Raw genomic sequence first — 14,781 nt, 5'->3', positions numbered from 1 at the left:
AAAAGTCAGGACTGACCCAGGAGAGCCATCCATCGATCCATGATGGGGCCTTCCTGAAATTCCAGTGCTTTAAGGCGGGCCATGTCAGACATGGCCCCCCTTTTTTCATTCTGCTCCATCAGAGCCAGAATAGCTTCAGCAAGTCCGATATGATCTTCTGGTGGCACGAGAATTCCTGTTTTCTCCGGCACAACCACTTCCGCCGGGCCGGTTTCGCAATCGAAAGCCACCACCGGCAATCCCGCTGAGGCAGCCTCAAGCAGAACCATCGGCAGCCCTTCGTAGCGCGATGAACACACGTAGAGCGCGGCCTGCCGGTAATCGTCGTCAAGATGAGGAGTCGCGGGTGCAATCGTCACCCGCTTCAGGCACGCCGCCTGTTGCAGAAGCATGAGCCGGTCCGGTCCGTCTCCACGAATAAGCAGAGACCAGGCTGCTCCGCGTTGATCGGCTTCTATAATCGCCCAGGCTTTCAGAAGGAGATCATAGCCTTTCTGAGCGGTCAGCCGACCTGCCGTCAGAACAAGACGAGAAGTCTGCGCATAAGCTGTCTGCCAGACCGGGGGGGCCATATTTGGAATGACTGACAGAGACGCTTTGAGGGATAGTCCTGCCTGCCAGAGCGCTTTGTCACGCGCCGTCAGGACCACCACATCATCAGCCCATTTGGCCGCAATCTGCCGCCCCCAGACCCGTTTGCGACGCCCCAGCGCAATGTTGAAATTGAAGTGCTCCCACACGATGCACCGACACCCGGCCAGACGGGCCGCAGCCACGCCATACAGAGCATGTGTGGCTTCCACGACAATTAGTGTGTCGATGCGGTGACGCTTCAGATAGCGCACCAGTTTCCCAACAATTCGTGGCCAGGAGTTGAAAATTTTTACCGGCTTTTCAAACAGGGATTTTACGGGAATTCTGTCATCCAGCGGAAAGACGGGCGGGCCGTTTCCCACCAGTTCCAGCAGATGAACCGTCACATCCCGCTGAACAAGCCCGTTCATCACCGCGCAGGCAGAGCGCTCGGTTCCGCCTGTTGCATTAATATGTTGGATGACAAAGGCGCACCGCATGCGGGATGGTCTACCCCATTCAACTCAAAACGCCTAAGAAACAGATATGACGATTTCACCTCAAACCCTCTCCACCGACGTCGCAATTGTTGGCGCCGGTCCGACCGCCCTCTTCGCAGCCTTTGAATGCGGAATGCTCAAACTGAGCTGCGTCCTGATTGACGCGCTCGACAGTATTGGCGGTCAGTGCGCGGCGCTATATCCGGAAAAGCCGATCTATGACATTCCGGCGCACCCTTCCATTGAGGGCGGCGCACTCATCGAAGCGCTGGATCAGCAGATTGCACCGTTCGACGTTCCCCGTCTGCTCGGCTCCCGCGTGGAAACCCTGACGGGCCACCGAGGAGACTTCACGCTCACCACAGTACGTGGCGACACCGTGAAAGCCAAGGCTGTCATCATCGCCGCTGGTGCTGGCGCATTCGGTCCGAACCGTCCACCGCTAGACGGACTGGAAGCGTATGAGCGCACGGGTGCAGTTCAGTACTACGTCAAGAAGCGTGCTGATTTCGCCAGCAAGAAAATTGTCGTTGCCGGTGGTGGCGATTCTGCTCTGGATTGGGCGCTGTCGCTTTCAGAGGTTGCTGAGCACATTTATCTGCTGCATCGCCGAGACCGCTTCCGCGGTGCCCCGGAAACACTGTCCCGCATTGACGATCAGATCAAAGCAGGCCGCATTGAAAAGGTCGTCCCGTACCAGCTTCACGCCCTGCATGGTACGGACGGCCAGCTTTCTGCCGTGGAAGTCACTACTCTGGCTGGCGAATCCCGCCATCTGGACGCTGATACGCTCCTGCCGTTCTATGGTCTTTCCACGGATCTCGGTCCGATCGCGCTTTGGGGTCTGGACACGCATCGCAACACGGTTCCGGTCACCCCGGCGACCTTGGAAAGCAGCACACCAGGCATTTTCGCCATCGGCGATGTGGCAACCTATCCTGGTAAGCTTAAATTAATTCTTCAGGGATTTTCTGAAGGTGCGATGGCAGTTCATGCCATTCACGCCATAGTTCATCCGGATACAGCCCTGCACTTCGAATATTCCACCAGCAAGGGCGTTCCGGGCTGAAAACCCGGGGGTAGACAACCGTTTCCGCTGGTGCTGATCTGATCGGTACCAAATCGAAAATACGGTTTTCTACCAATCGGAAAGCAGCAGAACTGTCATGAAAATCATCGTCATGGGCGCCGGCGTCATCGGCGTGACAACCGCCTGGTATCTTGCTCAGGAAGGTCATGAAGTTGAGGTTATTGACCGGCAGCCTGGCGTAGGGCTTGAAACGTCCTTCGCCAACGCCGGTCAGGTCTCCCCTGGTTACTCGACACCATGGGCCATGCCGGGTCTGCCGTTCAAAGTCGCCAAATGGATGACCAGCAAACACAGCCCGCTGATCATCCGCCCGCGCTTCGATACGGCCATGTTCCGCTTCATGGGCGAGCTGCTCGCGAACTGTTCGGAAAAAGCATACGACATTAACAAGAGCCGTATGCTTCGGATTGCGGAGTATGCCCGCGATAAAATCGACGCCCTGCGCGACGAAACCGGCATCGCGTATGACGGTGACCAAAAGGGTCTGATCCAGCTTTTCCGGGCGGATGCCCAGGTCGAACACGCAGCCGAAGACATGCGTCTTCTGGCAGAAAGCGGCGTGGATCATCAGCTTCTGAACGTCGATGAAATCATTGCGCATGAGCCGGGTCTGGCCCATGCCCGCCATCGCCTGCGCGGTGGCCTCCGCCTTCCAGGCGACCAGACGGGTGATGCGCATCTCTTCACACGTCGTCTCGCCGCCATGGCAGAGCAGAAGGGTGTGAAGTTCCGTCTTGGCACCACGATTGAAGCCATCGAAGCGGCTGACAAATCCATCGTAAGCATTCGTACCAGCGCTGGCCGCCTAACAGCAGATGCGTATGTGCTGGCTCTTGGCAGCTACTCCCCGCGCCTGATGAAGCCGCTGGAGCTGCGTCTGCCGATCTATCCGGTCAAGGGATACTCCTTGACCATGCCAATCACAGACGAGAGCCGTGCGCCGGTATCCACGGTGAATGATGAAACCTACAAGGTTGCCATCACGCGCCTCGGGGATCGCATCCGTATTGGCGGAACAGCCGAACTGACTGGCTTCAGCCTGCGCCTCAGCCCGGACCGTCGTGAAACGCTGGAACTATCCTTCAACGAGATGTACGGCGGCGGCGACCTCTCCGCCGCCCGTTACTGGACAGGCCTGCGTCCCTGCACGCCAGATGGCACACCCATCGTCGGACCAGCTCCGCGCTACGGCAATCTGTGGCTTAACACCGGTCACGGCACGCTTGGCTGGACCATGGCAGCGGGCTCCGGCCAGATCGTTGCAGACCAGATCTCCGGCCGACAGACGGCCATCCCGTCACTGGATCTCTCTCTCGACCGTTATCTGTAAAACAATGCTGCTATCGGCTTTATAAAGCTGATAGCAGCATTGTTTCTCTGGCAGACCGATCTGACGTGATCTGCCAAAATCGGTTTTTAGCCATACTCTTCCGCTCAAGCGGACAGAAAAGCCTGAACGTCCTCTGCGGACACTGTGCCTTCGTGCTCAAGCAGCTCCTGCTTACCACCAACATGATGGGGCATCACCATCAACGGTGTTCCGTCATCCATGAAGCGAATACGCAACGTCTCCCAATCTGGTGCTACAAACTGCCTGTAAGCCTGCACTAAAGCGCATTGGTCGATACACCAGTTGGTCGGATTATCCGAATTGTAGGCAATTTGAAGATAATTATGCAGGAAACGGGCGATGTCGGGCACTTTCTCCGCATTCCCAAAGTAGGAGATGCCAGCCCCAAAACCCCACGGCTCTCCAAAAAACTGATGCCCGGCCTTATCGTATGCATAAAGGCGGAAGCCATAATCTGCCGTGGCTTTCATCTCTTCCCAGAGTGTCAAAAAGTCTGACGGAAAGTAGCCGTCGCAGTCTGCAGTAATGACCGGACAGCTCCAGCGCTTGGCAATTTCCGGAAAAATCAGATATCGAATGGCCGTATAGGTTGCACCGTCGCGGTAGGTCAGCGGGCCATGCGCGAAGGTGAAATCAAGCCCATAATCATGCACTGACAAGGCACTGACTATCTCTTCCAACCAGTCCAACTGTTCATTCGTCGGGCTATCGACACCCAAACAGAGCCGGATGCGGCCACCCTTGGGTCGGGCCATGCACACTTTCAGCAGAGACAGCACTAGCTTGGGAATGAACTGGAAGTATCCAGTATCACATCCGAAAACCAGACAAAGCTCTGGCTGAACGTCCTCCTGCCCCGGAAGAACACTGGACTTCCAAGTCCACCCCGAAGTTCCAAGACGGTCTTCCACGACTTTGTTTTCAAGGCCTGCAACTTCATTTTCAGGCAGCCACGAAAACACACCGCAATTATAGTGAATTGGCATGATCCCGGTTTCGATGGCTTGGGTCTTGGCCTCGCTATAATGCTTGTCTGCGGCAGCTCGATCCCCGGACAGCCACGCGTCATGCCCCAAACAAATCTCGCTCCAGTAACGGATGCCATTACATGTCTGCTCATGCCGCAAAAGCGCCAGGCCACGGTCTCGACCTTTACTGAAACAGGACTGCTCAAACATCAGACTGTAGGCCTGCACCACATCCTGATTATTTGTTATGGCCAACTTCTGGGAGAGCATCAGGGAATCAAAAAGAGGATCGAAGCCACTTCCTGAAACCTGTTGCATCAGTTCTGGGAGAAGAAGAAGCATGTTCTCTCCTTCTGCCATTCTGGTCTCAAGATACCCAAATTGCCTGATTATGCTCGGATCAGGGAACTGCTGTGCAAGCGCCTGAGACAGGTGCGCTGTCGCGGCAGCATGATCTCCCATCCGCTCCGACAGAATGGCCTGAAAGTAGATGAGATCAGGACGCTCATCATACAGTCGGGCACATTTCAAAAATTCCTGGGCAAAATCCAATCGCCCCTGCTCTGCGCACATCAACGCCAGATACAGAATATGAATGATTTCATGCGGAGCGACGGAAACTTTAAGAATTTGCCTGTTCAGCCATTCAGTTTCGGACGTTGAATCAGTGCCCATGAGACTCTCAGACAGGGCATTCAACAGTTGAGATAAGGCTTTGGACGGGCAAGATTCCAAGATCCAGAGGGTCTCTTCGCCTTCAGTCTCCAAGAGAACGATATCATCTTCTCTCGTGGCCATCAGGGTTTCGAGAGGCCATGCCTGCTCCCCAATTACGAGAGAAAATTCACGAATATATGGGAGGTGCAAAGACCCTTTCCCCATAGACCATCTGCGCGACAGCAGAGCATGAAGGACAGGAATGAGAGATGCCCGGATTGGAAGAAAGCTCTCCCAGTCCATGTGATGCCCCGTCCAGTCCAGATCCATGGAATTTCGGCTGGAGAGAAACTCTGTTCCCATCCTCAGAACACACAAAGGTCGTGTTGTGTCAGGCAGCTCGCGAAGCACGAGCCCAGACCGGGCAGGTGTCACTTCATAACCGTTTTCTACCAGAACTGGTGTGACCACTTTTAGCAAGACGTCTGCAAAGGATGCTGTGCAGAGGCAGGCTTCCCTGCTGGCAAGCAGTGTTCCATGCCAAGACAGAAGATAAGAAGTCATGAAATCCAAATCCGGAAAATTGACGGGACGATAATCTTGAACGCAACAAGTCTGGGGTAACCGTACAGTAAAAACAAAAAAAGCGGGACCAGCCTGAGCCGATCCCGCTTTCCTCTACTTACCACCCGGTAAAACCGGGTAAGCCGCCATTAGTTGGACGGCGCTGCTTCATCCGTCGTGGAGGCAGCAGCGGCAGCCTTCTTGTGCTTCTTGTGGTGGTGCTTCTTGTGATGATGCTTCTTCGTGGTGCTCGTCTTGTCAGACGTTGCGGCATCCGTGGATGCTGCTTCCGGAGCGGCGGCAGGCGCAGCCGGTTCTGCTGGCGCGGCAGGAGCCGTCGGAGCAGGCGTTGCTTCGACCGGAGCAGACACTGGATCAGCGAAAGCCGGAGCAGCTGTCAGGGCCAGAGCAGAAACGGCGGCGATTAGGGAACGATTGAAAAGGCGCATCTGAGAACGAAGCTCCAGAGAACTGAAAAACGGACCACATTTCAGAAAACTCGAAGTGGCCATGCTCTGAAATTAGCACCAGTGCGCGTCTTCGTCGTGCATTAACTTTATGAAATTTCAGGGGGATAGAGGTTCCTCTTCGCAAAGACGCCTCAATTCCGCCAAAGTCCCGTCGAGGACTTCCTGATTTCTTGCCTCTCGACTCTCAGCCATAAAAAAACGCGCACCGGAAACCCGGTGCGCGTTCTTCGAAATCTATTCCCTGATGGGAAAGATCAGCTTTCGCGGCTTTTGGAAGCGCGCTTACGCTCGTTCGGATCCAGGTAACGCTTACGGATACGAATGGCGGACGGCGTCACTTCAACCAGCTCATCGTCTTCAATGTAGGCGATGGCCTGCTCAAGGCTCATACGGCGCGGCGGCGTCAGAAGCAGGGCTTCGTCCTTGCCGGATGCACGCATGTTGGTCAGCTTCTTTTCACGGACCGCATTGATGTCCAGATCGTTCTCGCGGGAGTGCTCACCCAGGATCATGCCTGTGTAAATCTTCTCGCCAGCGTCCACGAACATCGTGCCACGATCCTGAAGGGCAAACAGCGCGTACTGCGTTGTCTGACCATCTTCAGCGGAGATCAGCGAGCCGTTACGACGGCCTTCGATCGTGCCGACATATGGCAGATAACCATGGAACAGACGGTTCATGAGGCCCGTACCGCGCGTGTCGGTCAGGAACTCACCGTGATAGCCGATCAGGCCACGGGACGGGATCAGGAACGTCAGACGAACCTTGCCACCACCGGACGGACGCATGTCCTGCATCACACCCTTACGCAGGGACATCTTTTCGACGACAACACCAGAATACGGCTCGTCAACGTCGACCAGAACTTCTTCGAATGGCTCTTCACGATCGCCGGTCTCTTCGTTTTCACGGAAGAGAACGCGCGGACGACCGATCGTCAGCTCAAAGCCTTCACGACGCATCTGCTCAATCAGAACGCCAAGCTGAAGTTCACCACGACCGGCAACTTCAAAAGCTTCGCTTTCCGGGCTTTCCGTAACCTTAATGGCCACGTTGCCTTCGGTTTCCTTGAAGAGACGGTCACGGATCTGACGGGACGTAACCTTCTTGCCTTCACGGCCACCCAGCGGACCATCGTTGATGCGGAAGGTCATGGACAGGGTCGGCGGATCAACCGGGCGGGACGGCAGCGGCTCGCTGATGGACGGATCAGCAATCGTGTCCGGAATCGTTGCTTCGGACAGACCAGCAACGGCCACGATGTCACCAGCTTCGGCTTCATCAACCGGCACGCGGTCCAGACCACGGAAAGACAGCAGCTTGGTCAGACGGCCGGTTTCGACAACCGTTCCGTCCGGACGGAGCACGCGAACCGGCATGTTCACCTTCGCACGGCCCTGATCGATACGACCCGTCAGGATACGGCCAAGGAAGTTGTCGCTCTCAAGGATGGTTGCAACCATGCCGAAAGGCGCATCCTTGTCGACGTTTGGCGTCGGGACGTGGCGCAGAACCAGATCGAACAGCGGGGACAGGTCCTTCTTCGGTCCGTCCAGCTCAAGATCAGCCCAGCCCTGACGACCGGAAGCGTACAGCATCGGGAAGTCGAGCTGGTGCTCGTCAGCGCCCAGGGATGCGAACAGATCGAAGATTTCTTCGTGCACTTCGTCCGGACGCGCGTCGCTACGGTCGATCTTGTTCACGACCACGATCGGGCGGATGCCACGGGCCAGAGCCTTGCCCAGAACGAACTTCGTCTGCGGCAGAGCGCCTTCAGCGGCATCAACAAGGATGATCGCGCCATCCACCATGCTCAGGATACGCTCGACTTCGCCACCGAAGTCAGCATGGCCCGGCGTATCAATGATGTTGATACGCGAGTCTTTCCAGACAACGGATGTGCACTTGGCAAGAATGGTGATGCCACGCTCGCGTTCGAGATCATTGCTGTCCATCGCGCGGTCAGCAACGTGCTGGTTCTCGCGGAAAGAGCCGGACTGCTTGAGGAGCGCGTCAACCAGCGTGGTTTTGCCATGATCGACGTGCGCGATGATGGCGATGTTACGGATTTCCATTTGGTCTTCCAGACGGTGCATCGAAGATGAGAATTTGCGCCGTCTTCTGCACCGAATCCCGCGAATATGCAAACTCTGTCGCAGTCTTTTCGTAAAGGGGCCGGGTTGAGTGAGGCGCAAAGCTGGTCCACATCTTCGGAAAACACAGTCTTTCCGCGAGAAGAATCCACCATGTCTGACCATCATCCAACCGGGCCTTCCGCCCCGGGAACTGACGCCCTGAGCCAGCTTGGCCGTAACACGCCTGCAGCAAACAGCCCGGAAGAAGCCGTTCTGGAGCGTGTACCCTCCCCTCATCAGGGTCGCAAATACGTCGTGCGCTTCACGGCACCGGAGTTCACATCTCTTTGCCCCGTGACGGGCCAGCCGGACTTCGCGCACATCGTCATCGATTACATCCCGAGCAAATGGATCGTGGAGAGCAAGTCTCTCAAACTGTACCTGACCAGCTTCCGCAACCACGGCGCTTTCCACGAGGATTGCTCCGTTGCGATTGCCGAACGCCTTGTCGAACTGCTCGATCCGGAATGGCTGCGCATCGGAGCCTACTGGTACCCCCGCGGCGGCATCCCAATCGATGTCTTCTGGCAGACAGGTGAGCCACCAGCAGGCGTCTGGATTCCCTCACAGGACGTTCCCGGCTATCGGGGCCGTGGCTGAGACATGACTGAAGCGGCTGCCATTGCCCGTGCCCGCGGGCCTGTCACCCAGGCACGGCTGGCGGTTGATTTCAGACGGATTGGCCTTGAACCCGGCATGACGGTTCTGGTTCATACGGCCATGAGCCGTATTGGCTGGATCTGTGGCGGGGCAAGAAGTGTTATTGAGGCTCTTCTTCAGGTTGTGGGGCCGGAAGGCACGATCGTCATGCCTGCGCAGTCTTCGGACCTGAGCGATCCCGCCGGATGGTGTGATCCACCCGTTCCACAGACCTGGTGGGACACGATCCGGGCCAGCATGCCAGCGTTCGATCCCCGCACAACCTCCACGCGGGGCGTTGGCACCGTTGCCGAGACCTTCCGCACGTGGCCTGGAACGCTCCGAAGCCTGCATCCGCAGGTTTCCTTTACAGCCCGGGGGCCACGGGCTGCAGACATCCTCTCCAGCCAGCCTCTCGAAGACCCGTTTGGCGTTGTTTCCCCTCTCGCGGTTCTGAACCAGTGCGGCGCTTACGTGCTGATGATCGGCACAGGCTGGGAAACCTGTACGGCGCTTCATCTGGCGGAACGCCTCTCAGATCCGCACGGTCCCACGTTTGAAGACGGAACTGCTCTGCCGGTGGATGAAGAACGTCGTTGGGTCCGGTTCCGCATGCCGCAAACGAATGTGGAGCGCTTTCCGGCCATCGGGGCAAAGCTAGATGGGCAGGCCATGCTGCAACATGGCCATGTCGGGGCGGCCCCATCGCGGCTATTTCCAGTCGCTCAGGCCGTTGATATGGCCGTGGAAATGTGGAGCTTACCGTCCCCCTTATGACGTAACCGGGATGCGTATTTCAGTCCCCCCGTGCGGGCTCTTTCTGAGGGCCAGCACCATGAGAACCACTCCATAAACAAGCGCCACACCATCCACACTCACAGCCAAGGACGTAACCTCTCCCGACGTCAGAGATCGTGTCATGTCCGTCAGGGGGATCAGCAGGGTCAGCACGCCAGCCGCAGTTAGAAGGGGACGAAGACTTCTCGTTCCGCCCCAACACGCAGCGACAGTGAGGCAGATGAAAAAGACCGCGTAAAACAGGGCCTCGGCTGCCTGGTAGTGGCCGCCTTCTGGTAAGAAAGGCGCGGCAGCAAAAACTGCGGATACACCGCTGATGCAGCCAATCATACAGCCTGTTGTCAGAGCCGAAAGGCAGCGCGTTCCAAAGCTGTCTTCCGTCAGACCTGCCGAGCGGTCACGGCGCCTGCGTGATGAGATCCAGAGCTGATTGCCTGAGTAAAACAGGAATGCTCCACCAAACCCCAAAACAGCATAGCCCCACCGGATCAGCCACCCTCCGTAAGTCCCGAAATGCAGAGCGTAGATCAATGTAAGGGCCTGGAATGCCGGCTTCTGATGGTTAGGCAGAAAATCAGTTGAGATCAGGCGCCCTGTGTAAGGATTGACCTCGCCATACCCCCCATCCGGTCGCCGGCTGATCTGCGCAGCGTCCTGTACCGTCACGTGCAAAGACAGCTTCCCGCCCCGGCTGGAATAGGCCAGCGTGTCCGGCTCAAGCCCCGGAACCTGCTTTCGAAAGGCATCGACAATAGCCAGTGGCTCAAGAAGTGCCTGAAGCCGGTCACCCTGGTGCGAGTGATTTTTCTGAGGCGGATGTGCGGACACTGCTGGCAGAAACAGGGTTTTTTCCAACGCCATGATGGGCTGATGAAATGCAAACCCGGCAGCCGTTGCAGCCATCACGATGTGAAACGGCAGGGAGCAAACACCCAGCAACGTATGGAAATCGAGCCACATGCGGCGCAGATTTTCGGTCAGTCTTACGGCAAAGAGATTACGAACCAGAGAGGGCAGCAGAACAATCGTGCCCGACACGAGAGCCACAGCATACAAAAGCGCCACAATCCCCATAATGAGGCGCCCATATTCCCGGTTCAGGGGAAGGCCTATTCTTTGATGCAGGATGTTGAGGAAATACCCGACCTGCGAGGGTGTTCTCGTCTGGGTAACGAGTGTGCCATCTGCGGCCAGACCTGCATAAACTGTCCGTGCAGGCCCATGATCCCTGTCTGATGAGACAACCCACATGAGGCTCGATGGACTGGTCTCATCCGGATGCAAAACCACAGTATGGTTGGCAATCATGGACGGATCTGCCGTCTCGGCCTTCTGCACCAGCTCGGACAGGCGATCTGCCGGAACCGGCGCTGGCAAAGTAGCTGTGCGAGAGGCCCAGTTCCCCAGCGGCAATTCAAACATCGTCATGCCGCCTGCGTAAAAGGCGATGAACAGGAACAGCCCTGCCATAATGCCCACCCAGCTATGAACATTCCGGTAAAGCCGGACGACATCCCCGCGAATTTTCATGCCATGACACCATGCAGCAGGAAAAACAGGACCCACACCACGGCATTGACGAGAACCAGCGTCAGCCATGCCTGACGGGGTGAGCGGAACAGGAAAGAAAATGCCACCACGAGCCCCCAGACAGGCCCGGGAAACCAGCGCAAAATCTGGGATGCTGCGGTTTTAAGCTGGGCATCGGCGTGAAACAGCAGCCCCAAAATGCCCATCAGACCGATCGCCAGCGTGGCGCCGAGTATCAGTCCAGCCAACACCTTCCCGATCCATCCTGTGCCATCCAATGGCTTGGGCTGCGTCGTACCACTCACAATGTGCGCCCCTGAGGCCTGAAAATCGCCAGTGTCAGAGGCAGCAGAATACACGCCAGCATTAGCACGGTTCCGACGATCAGCAGTGCGGTCAGAAAATGCATTCTCAGGCTCATCACCCCCACAGCAGCCAACAGGCTGAGCAGCCCCGGCAATAAGCCCTCACGCGGCGAAAGAGAGCGGCGCAGTAGACACTGAGACGGTACAGAAAGGTAAAACAGTCCGGCCGCGAGACTTGTCAGGACTACAGAGAGGAGTTCAAACACCACCGGTCGCTCACCAACGATAGGACAGAGTGACGAAGACTGCCCGCCCTGGCGCCCATGCACAAGCAACCGAGCGCGTACATGCGGCGACGTAGTGGCGGTTTGCAATATTGGTGCCGTTGAACTGAATTCCGAAGCGCTGATAATCGATGTGCGCCTGCAAATCCCAGACAAGCTGGCTTGGAACCGTGAAGGTCGCAGGGAGTGCGCCTGCCGTGTTGCCCGTATAGCGCACACCAGCACCCAGACCCGTCACCCAGTTTCGGGCCAGATGGAAATCACGCTTCAGGAACAGGGATGCCATGTGAGATGGGATGGCCACTGGACGCTGGTTTTTCTGGGCCGCGACGGTCGTCTTCGTGATGCGAGGATCCTGATAGGTGAACGACGCCAGCATATCGATCTTGTAGGGGAGACGACCCACGCCTTCCGCCTCGAAGCCCCGTGTTCTTTGTTCGCCCGTCTGAATGTCATAGGTCGAATCAGCTGGGTCAGTCGTCAGAACATTGCTTTCGACCAGATTGAAGAAGTCAGCCGTTAGCATGAAATCTTCACCCCAGGGCGTGCCATGTGGAGGCTTGTATTTCAGGCCAGCTTCGATCTGCCGTCCGCGTGTCGGCAGAAAAGGCGTGTTCTCACGTGTCGTTCCAACCTGAGGCTGAAAAGACGTTGCATAAGACACATACGGCGCCAGACCGATGGCGGATTTGTAAAGCAACCCAACACGCCCGGTGAAGGCATTGTTCTGCTGAGGGGTCTGCTCCCCCGTCCGATTATTGACCGTCAGGCTTTGCGTGAAATCCTCACGGCCAGAAAGCGTCAGGTAGAAACGATGCCAGTCTGCCTGTTCCTGCGCGTAAAGGCCTGTTTGTGTTTCTGTCTCGTTTGTATTGGTGGTCGTACCGTAGGTCGGCCAGGAAATCGGATTGTAAACGGGATTGTACAGATCAAGAGAGGGCGCTGTCTTTTGCCCACGACGGAACGCCATAAAGTCACTGCGAAAATCCACACCGACCAGTAACTCATGGTGAACAGGCCCCGTCCTGAGCTTCAGGTTTGAGCGCGTATCCAGCGTGACATTGTTATAGTTCGAGGACTGCAACAGAGCCTGACGCGTCAGAGTTCTCTGGTCAGCAGACAGGGCAACAGCCGTCACATATCGGTATGACGCATCAATATGCGCGTAACGCATGTTCTGACTGATGGTCCAGTTGGGCGTCAGATGACGTGTGAAGCTGTAGCCGATGGAAGCCTGGCGCTTTGAGTAAACATCATAGTCTGCATCGCTGTTCAGGAAATTGCGCGCAATATAGCCGTATGGGCTCGCATAAAGCGTTCCGTTTGCGGGAAGAAACTGGGACGTGGACCCGCCGTCGACCTGCTCGTAACTGGCAAGGATCGTAAAATCCGTCTTGCTGTCCGGACGCCAGCTGACGGAAGGCGCGACGTAAATCTCATTGTTCTTGATGTTCTTGGCATACGTGTCGGATTTTCGGATCAATCCGTTGAAGCGCCACAGGAGTGTCTTGGAGGCGTTCAACGCTCCACCCACATCTGCCGCACCCTGAACACGACTGTAAGACCCGGTCTGGAACGTCACCTGATTTTGCTGATTCAACCGCGGGCGCTTGCTGACAGCATTGATGATGCCGCCAAGCTGTCCCGACCCATACAGCGCGGACGAGGCACCACGCAGCACGTCCATTTCCTCAAGGCCCCACGGCTCAATGCTGTAGGAAAAAGACGTCGTCGCGTCCGGCGTCCGTGTGCCATCAAGGTAAATATCCGGAGAAAATCCACGGATTGTTCCGAAATAGCCGCGTGGATCATCCTTTGAGCCATAATCGGAAACACCGGCCGCATAGCGAACTGCTTCGGAAATACTCCGGGCGTTCAGCATCGTCATGCGGGCCTGCGTAATGACGGTCAGGTTCTGGGGCACGTCTTCAAGTGGCGTGGATGTCTTGGTCGCAGCATTTCCGCCAGCCGCTAGCAACCCGACATGACTGCCCTTCACTTCCAGACGCTCTTCCCGTGACAGCTCAGGGGAATGACCGTCATGCCTGGAGTGTTCAGCGGCTTTTTCGCGGCCCGAAGGCGGATGCTGATAATGCCTCGGACGTTCCTTCTCCGGCTCCTGCGCAAGCACCAGACCCGAAGGCAGCCCCAGCAACATCGTTGCACAGGGAATAAGACACGACCGTACCCGCATCACAAAATCTCCGAAAAGCGAGCGCGGAGATAACACTAATGATAATTATTCTCAACAACGAAAAATGAGGAATTTCGAAAAAAGCTTCGAAATTTCCATCACTTTTTCAGATCATGACCTACAGGTCATATCCCTGTAACCAAAGCCGACGAATGGTTACGCTTCAATTCCTAACTGCCCCTGGAAGTACAGTAACGGGGCTTCATCACGAACAGTGATGGACGTGGGCTTCGCCATAAACAATGCATGCGTGCCACCTTGGAACGTCTCGACGAGTTCGCAATGCATCTGCACCAGCGCGCCATCGATGAAGGCTGTGCCATCTTCCGCCCGCACCACAACGTCTGACCCGAATTTGTCCGCCGTTCGGCTGGCAAACAGCATAGCCACATCCTTGTGGATGTTGTTCAGGATGCTCAGACCAAAACGTCCGGCTTCAGCAATCGCTTTATAAGTCGAGCTGCCACGATGCAGGCAGATCAGAAGCAGGAGCGGATCAAGGGAAACAGATGTCAGGGCGCTGATGGTTGCACCCTGTTCGCCTTCACTTCCCTTGGCGGTCACAACTGCGACACCCGTTGCGAAATGGGACATCGCCCGGCGAAAGTCCTGCTCATTCAGTGTCGTCATGACAACTCTCCTGCCATCGTCGGAATTTTTGGTTCCGGCACCATTACAGGAGAACCCTGACCGTCACCAGAAGCGAGGGAACCGCTGGACGCT

13 protein-coding genes are annotated in these 14,781 nt (G+C 56.5%); 4 read left to right on the top strand and 9 right to left on the bottom strand.

Translation table 11 applies throughout. From position 1 onward, the window contains the following. Nucleotides 1–5: 5 nt before the first annotated feature. Complete coding sequence (locus HK24_RS09215) at nucleotides 6–1,073, bottom strand: glycosyltransferase family 4 protein (RefSeq protein ID WP_086634227.1); 1,068 nt, start codon at nucleotides 1,071–1,073, stop codon at nucleotides 6–8. Nucleotides 1,074–1,119: 46 nt separating this feature from the next. On the opposite strand from HK24_RS09215, the gene HK24_RS09210 reads away from it, so the two are divergent. Then, entirely contained in the window at nucleotides 1,120–2,142 is a 1,023-nt protein-coding gene (locus tag HK24_RS09210; protein WP_086634226.1) for an NAD(P)/FAD-dependent oxidoreductase, read from the top strand. Between the two features lie 97 nt (nucleotides 2,143–2,239). Beyond that, nucleotides 2,240–3,493, top strand: a complete 1,254-nt coding sequence (locus HK24_RS09205) for a D-amino acid dehydrogenase (RefSeq protein ID WP_086634225.1) — start codon at nucleotides 2,240–2,242, stop codon at nucleotides 3,491–3,493. 104 nt (nucleotides 3,494–3,597) lie between these two features. Here HK24_RS09205 and HK24_RS09200 read toward each other — a convergent pair whose 3' ends face one another. The 3 genes from HK24_RS09200 to typA all read right to left on the bottom strand — a co-directional run bounded on the left by HK24_RS09200 (nucleotide 3,598) and on the right by typA (nucleotide 8,248). Further along, complete coding sequence (locus HK24_RS09200; RefSeq protein WP_086634224.1) at nucleotides 3,598–5,703, bottom strand: type IV pilus biogenesis/stability protein PilW; 2,106 nt, start codon at nucleotides 5,701–5,703, stop codon at nucleotides 3,598–3,600. 149 nt (nucleotides 5,704–5,852) lie between these two features. Then, entirely contained in the window at nucleotides 5,853–6,152 is a 300-nt protein-coding gene (locus tag HK24_RS09195; RefSeq protein ID WP_046900907.1) for a hypothetical protein, read from the bottom strand. A gap of 275 nt (nucleotides 6,153–6,427) precedes the next feature. After that, complete coding sequence (typA, locus tag HK24_RS09190; protein ID WP_086634249.1) at nucleotides 6,428–8,248, bottom strand: translational GTPase TypA; 1,821 nt, start codon at nucleotides 8,246–8,248, stop codon at nucleotides 6,428–6,430. Between the two features lie 171 nt (nucleotides 8,249–8,419). Between typA and queF the strand changes: the two genes are divergently transcribed. Both queF and HK24_RS09180 read left to right on the top strand, forming a co-directional pair. Next, the gene (gene queF / locus HK24_RS09185) at nucleotides 8,420–8,908 is read left to right on the top strand and encodes a preQ(1) synthase (RefSeq protein ID WP_046900909.1); all 489 of its coding nucleotides are present in this window, start codon (nucleotides 8,420–8,422) and stop codon (nucleotides 8,906–8,908) included. A gap of 3 nt (nucleotides 8,909–8,911) precedes the next feature. Then, the gene (locus HK24_RS09180; protein WP_086634222.1) at nucleotides 8,912–9,724 is read left to right on the top strand and encodes an aminoglycoside N(3)-acetyltransferase; all 813 of its coding nucleotides are present in this window, start codon (nucleotides 8,912–8,914) and stop codon (nucleotides 9,722–9,724) included. Here the strand turns inward: HK24_RS09180 and HK24_RS09175 are convergent. From HK24_RS09175 to HK24_RS09155, 5 genes are all read right to left on the bottom strand, one after another. Next, nucleotides 9,719–11,275 (bottom strand): PepSY domain-containing protein, encoded by a 1,557-nt coding sequence (locus HK24_RS09175; protein WP_086634221.1) that lies wholly within the window; start codon nucleotides 11,273–11,275, stop codon nucleotides 9,719–9,721. The genes HK24_RS09180 and HK24_RS09175 overlap by 6 nt on opposite strands. Beyond that, nucleotides 11,272–11,580: a hypothetical protein gene (locus tag HK24_RS09170; RefSeq protein WP_086634220.1), complete on the bottom strand. Its 309-nt coding sequence runs from the start codon at nucleotides 11,578–11,580 to the stop codon at nucleotides 11,272–11,274. Before HK24_RS09170 ends, HK24_RS09175 begins: the two co-directional genes overlap by 4 nt. Further along, nucleotides 11,577–11,849, bottom strand: coding sequence for a hypothetical protein (locus HK24_RS09165; RefSeq protein ID WP_233126202.1), 273 nt, complete (start codon nucleotides 11,847–11,849; stop codon nucleotides 11,577–11,579). Before HK24_RS09165 ends, HK24_RS09170 begins: the two co-directional genes overlap by 4 nt. A 7-nt stretch (nucleotides 11,850–11,856) precedes the next feature. After that, nucleotides 11,857–14,058: a TonB-dependent siderophore receptor gene (locus tag HK24_RS09160; protein ID WP_233126201.1), complete on the bottom strand. Its 2,202-nt coding sequence runs from the start codon at nucleotides 14,056–14,058 to the stop codon at nucleotides 11,857–11,859. A 156-nt stretch (nucleotides 14,059–14,214) separates the two neighbouring features. Beyond that, nucleotides 14,215–14,688, bottom strand: a complete 474-nt coding sequence (locus HK24_RS09155; RefSeq protein WP_086634218.1) for a flavin reductase family protein — start codon at nucleotides 14,686–14,688, stop codon at nucleotides 14,215–14,217. Between the last annotated feature and the right edge of the window lie 93 nt (nucleotides 14,689–14,781).

It is taken from the genome of Gluconobacter sp. DsW_058 (assembly GCF_002153615.1).
Lineage (GTDB): Bacteria > Pseudomonadota > Alphaproteobacteria > Acetobacterales > Acetobacteraceae > Gluconobacter > Gluconobacter cerinus.
This window is presented reverse-complemented; position numbering and strand designations above follow the sequence as displayed.

Bases quoted from the DNA above. Each gene is read 5' to 3' on its own strand.
- HK24_RS09180 (WP_086634222.1), top strand. From the start codon at position 8,912: ATGACTGAAGCGGCTGCCATTGCCCGTGCCCGCGGGCCTGTCACCCAG.
- HK24_RS09160 (WP_233126201.1), bottom strand. From the start codon at position 14,058: ATGCGGGTACGGTCGTGTCTTATTCCCTGTGCAACGATGTTGCTGGGG.
- typA (WP_086634249.1), bottom strand. From the start codon at position 8,248: ATGGAAATCCGTAACATCGCCATCATCGCGCACGTCGATCATGGCAAA.
- HK24_RS09205 (WP_086634225.1), top strand. From the start codon at position 2,240: ATGAAAATCATCGTCATGGGCGCCGGCGTCATCGGCGTGACAACCGCC.
- HK24_RS09200 (WP_086634224.1), bottom strand. From the start codon at position 5,703: ATGACTTCTTATCTTCTGTCTTGGCATGGAACACTGCTTGCCAGCAGG.
- queF (WP_046900909.1), top strand. From the start codon at position 8,420: ATGTCTGACCATCATCCAACCGGGCCTTCCGCCCCGGGAACTGACGCC.
- HK24_RS09210 (WP_086634226.1), top strand. From the start codon at position 1,120: ATGACGATTTCACCTCAAACCCTCTCCACCGACGTCGCAATTGTTGGC.
- HK24_RS09195 (WP_046900907.1), bottom strand. From the start codon at position 6,152: ATGCGCCTTTTCAATCGTTCCCTAATCGCCGCCGTTTCTGCTCTGGCC.
- HK24_RS09155 (WP_086634218.1), bottom strand. From the start codon at position 14,688: ATGACGACACTGAATGAGCAGGACTTTCGCCGGGCGATGTCCCATTTC.
- HK24_RS09175 (WP_086634221.1), bottom strand. From the start codon at position 11,275: ATGAAAATTCGCGGGGATGTCGTCCGGCTTTACCGGAATGTTCATAGC.
- HK24_RS09215 (WP_086634227.1), bottom strand. From the start codon at position 1,073: ATGCGGTGCGCCTTTGTCATCCAACATATTAATGCAACAGGCGGAACC.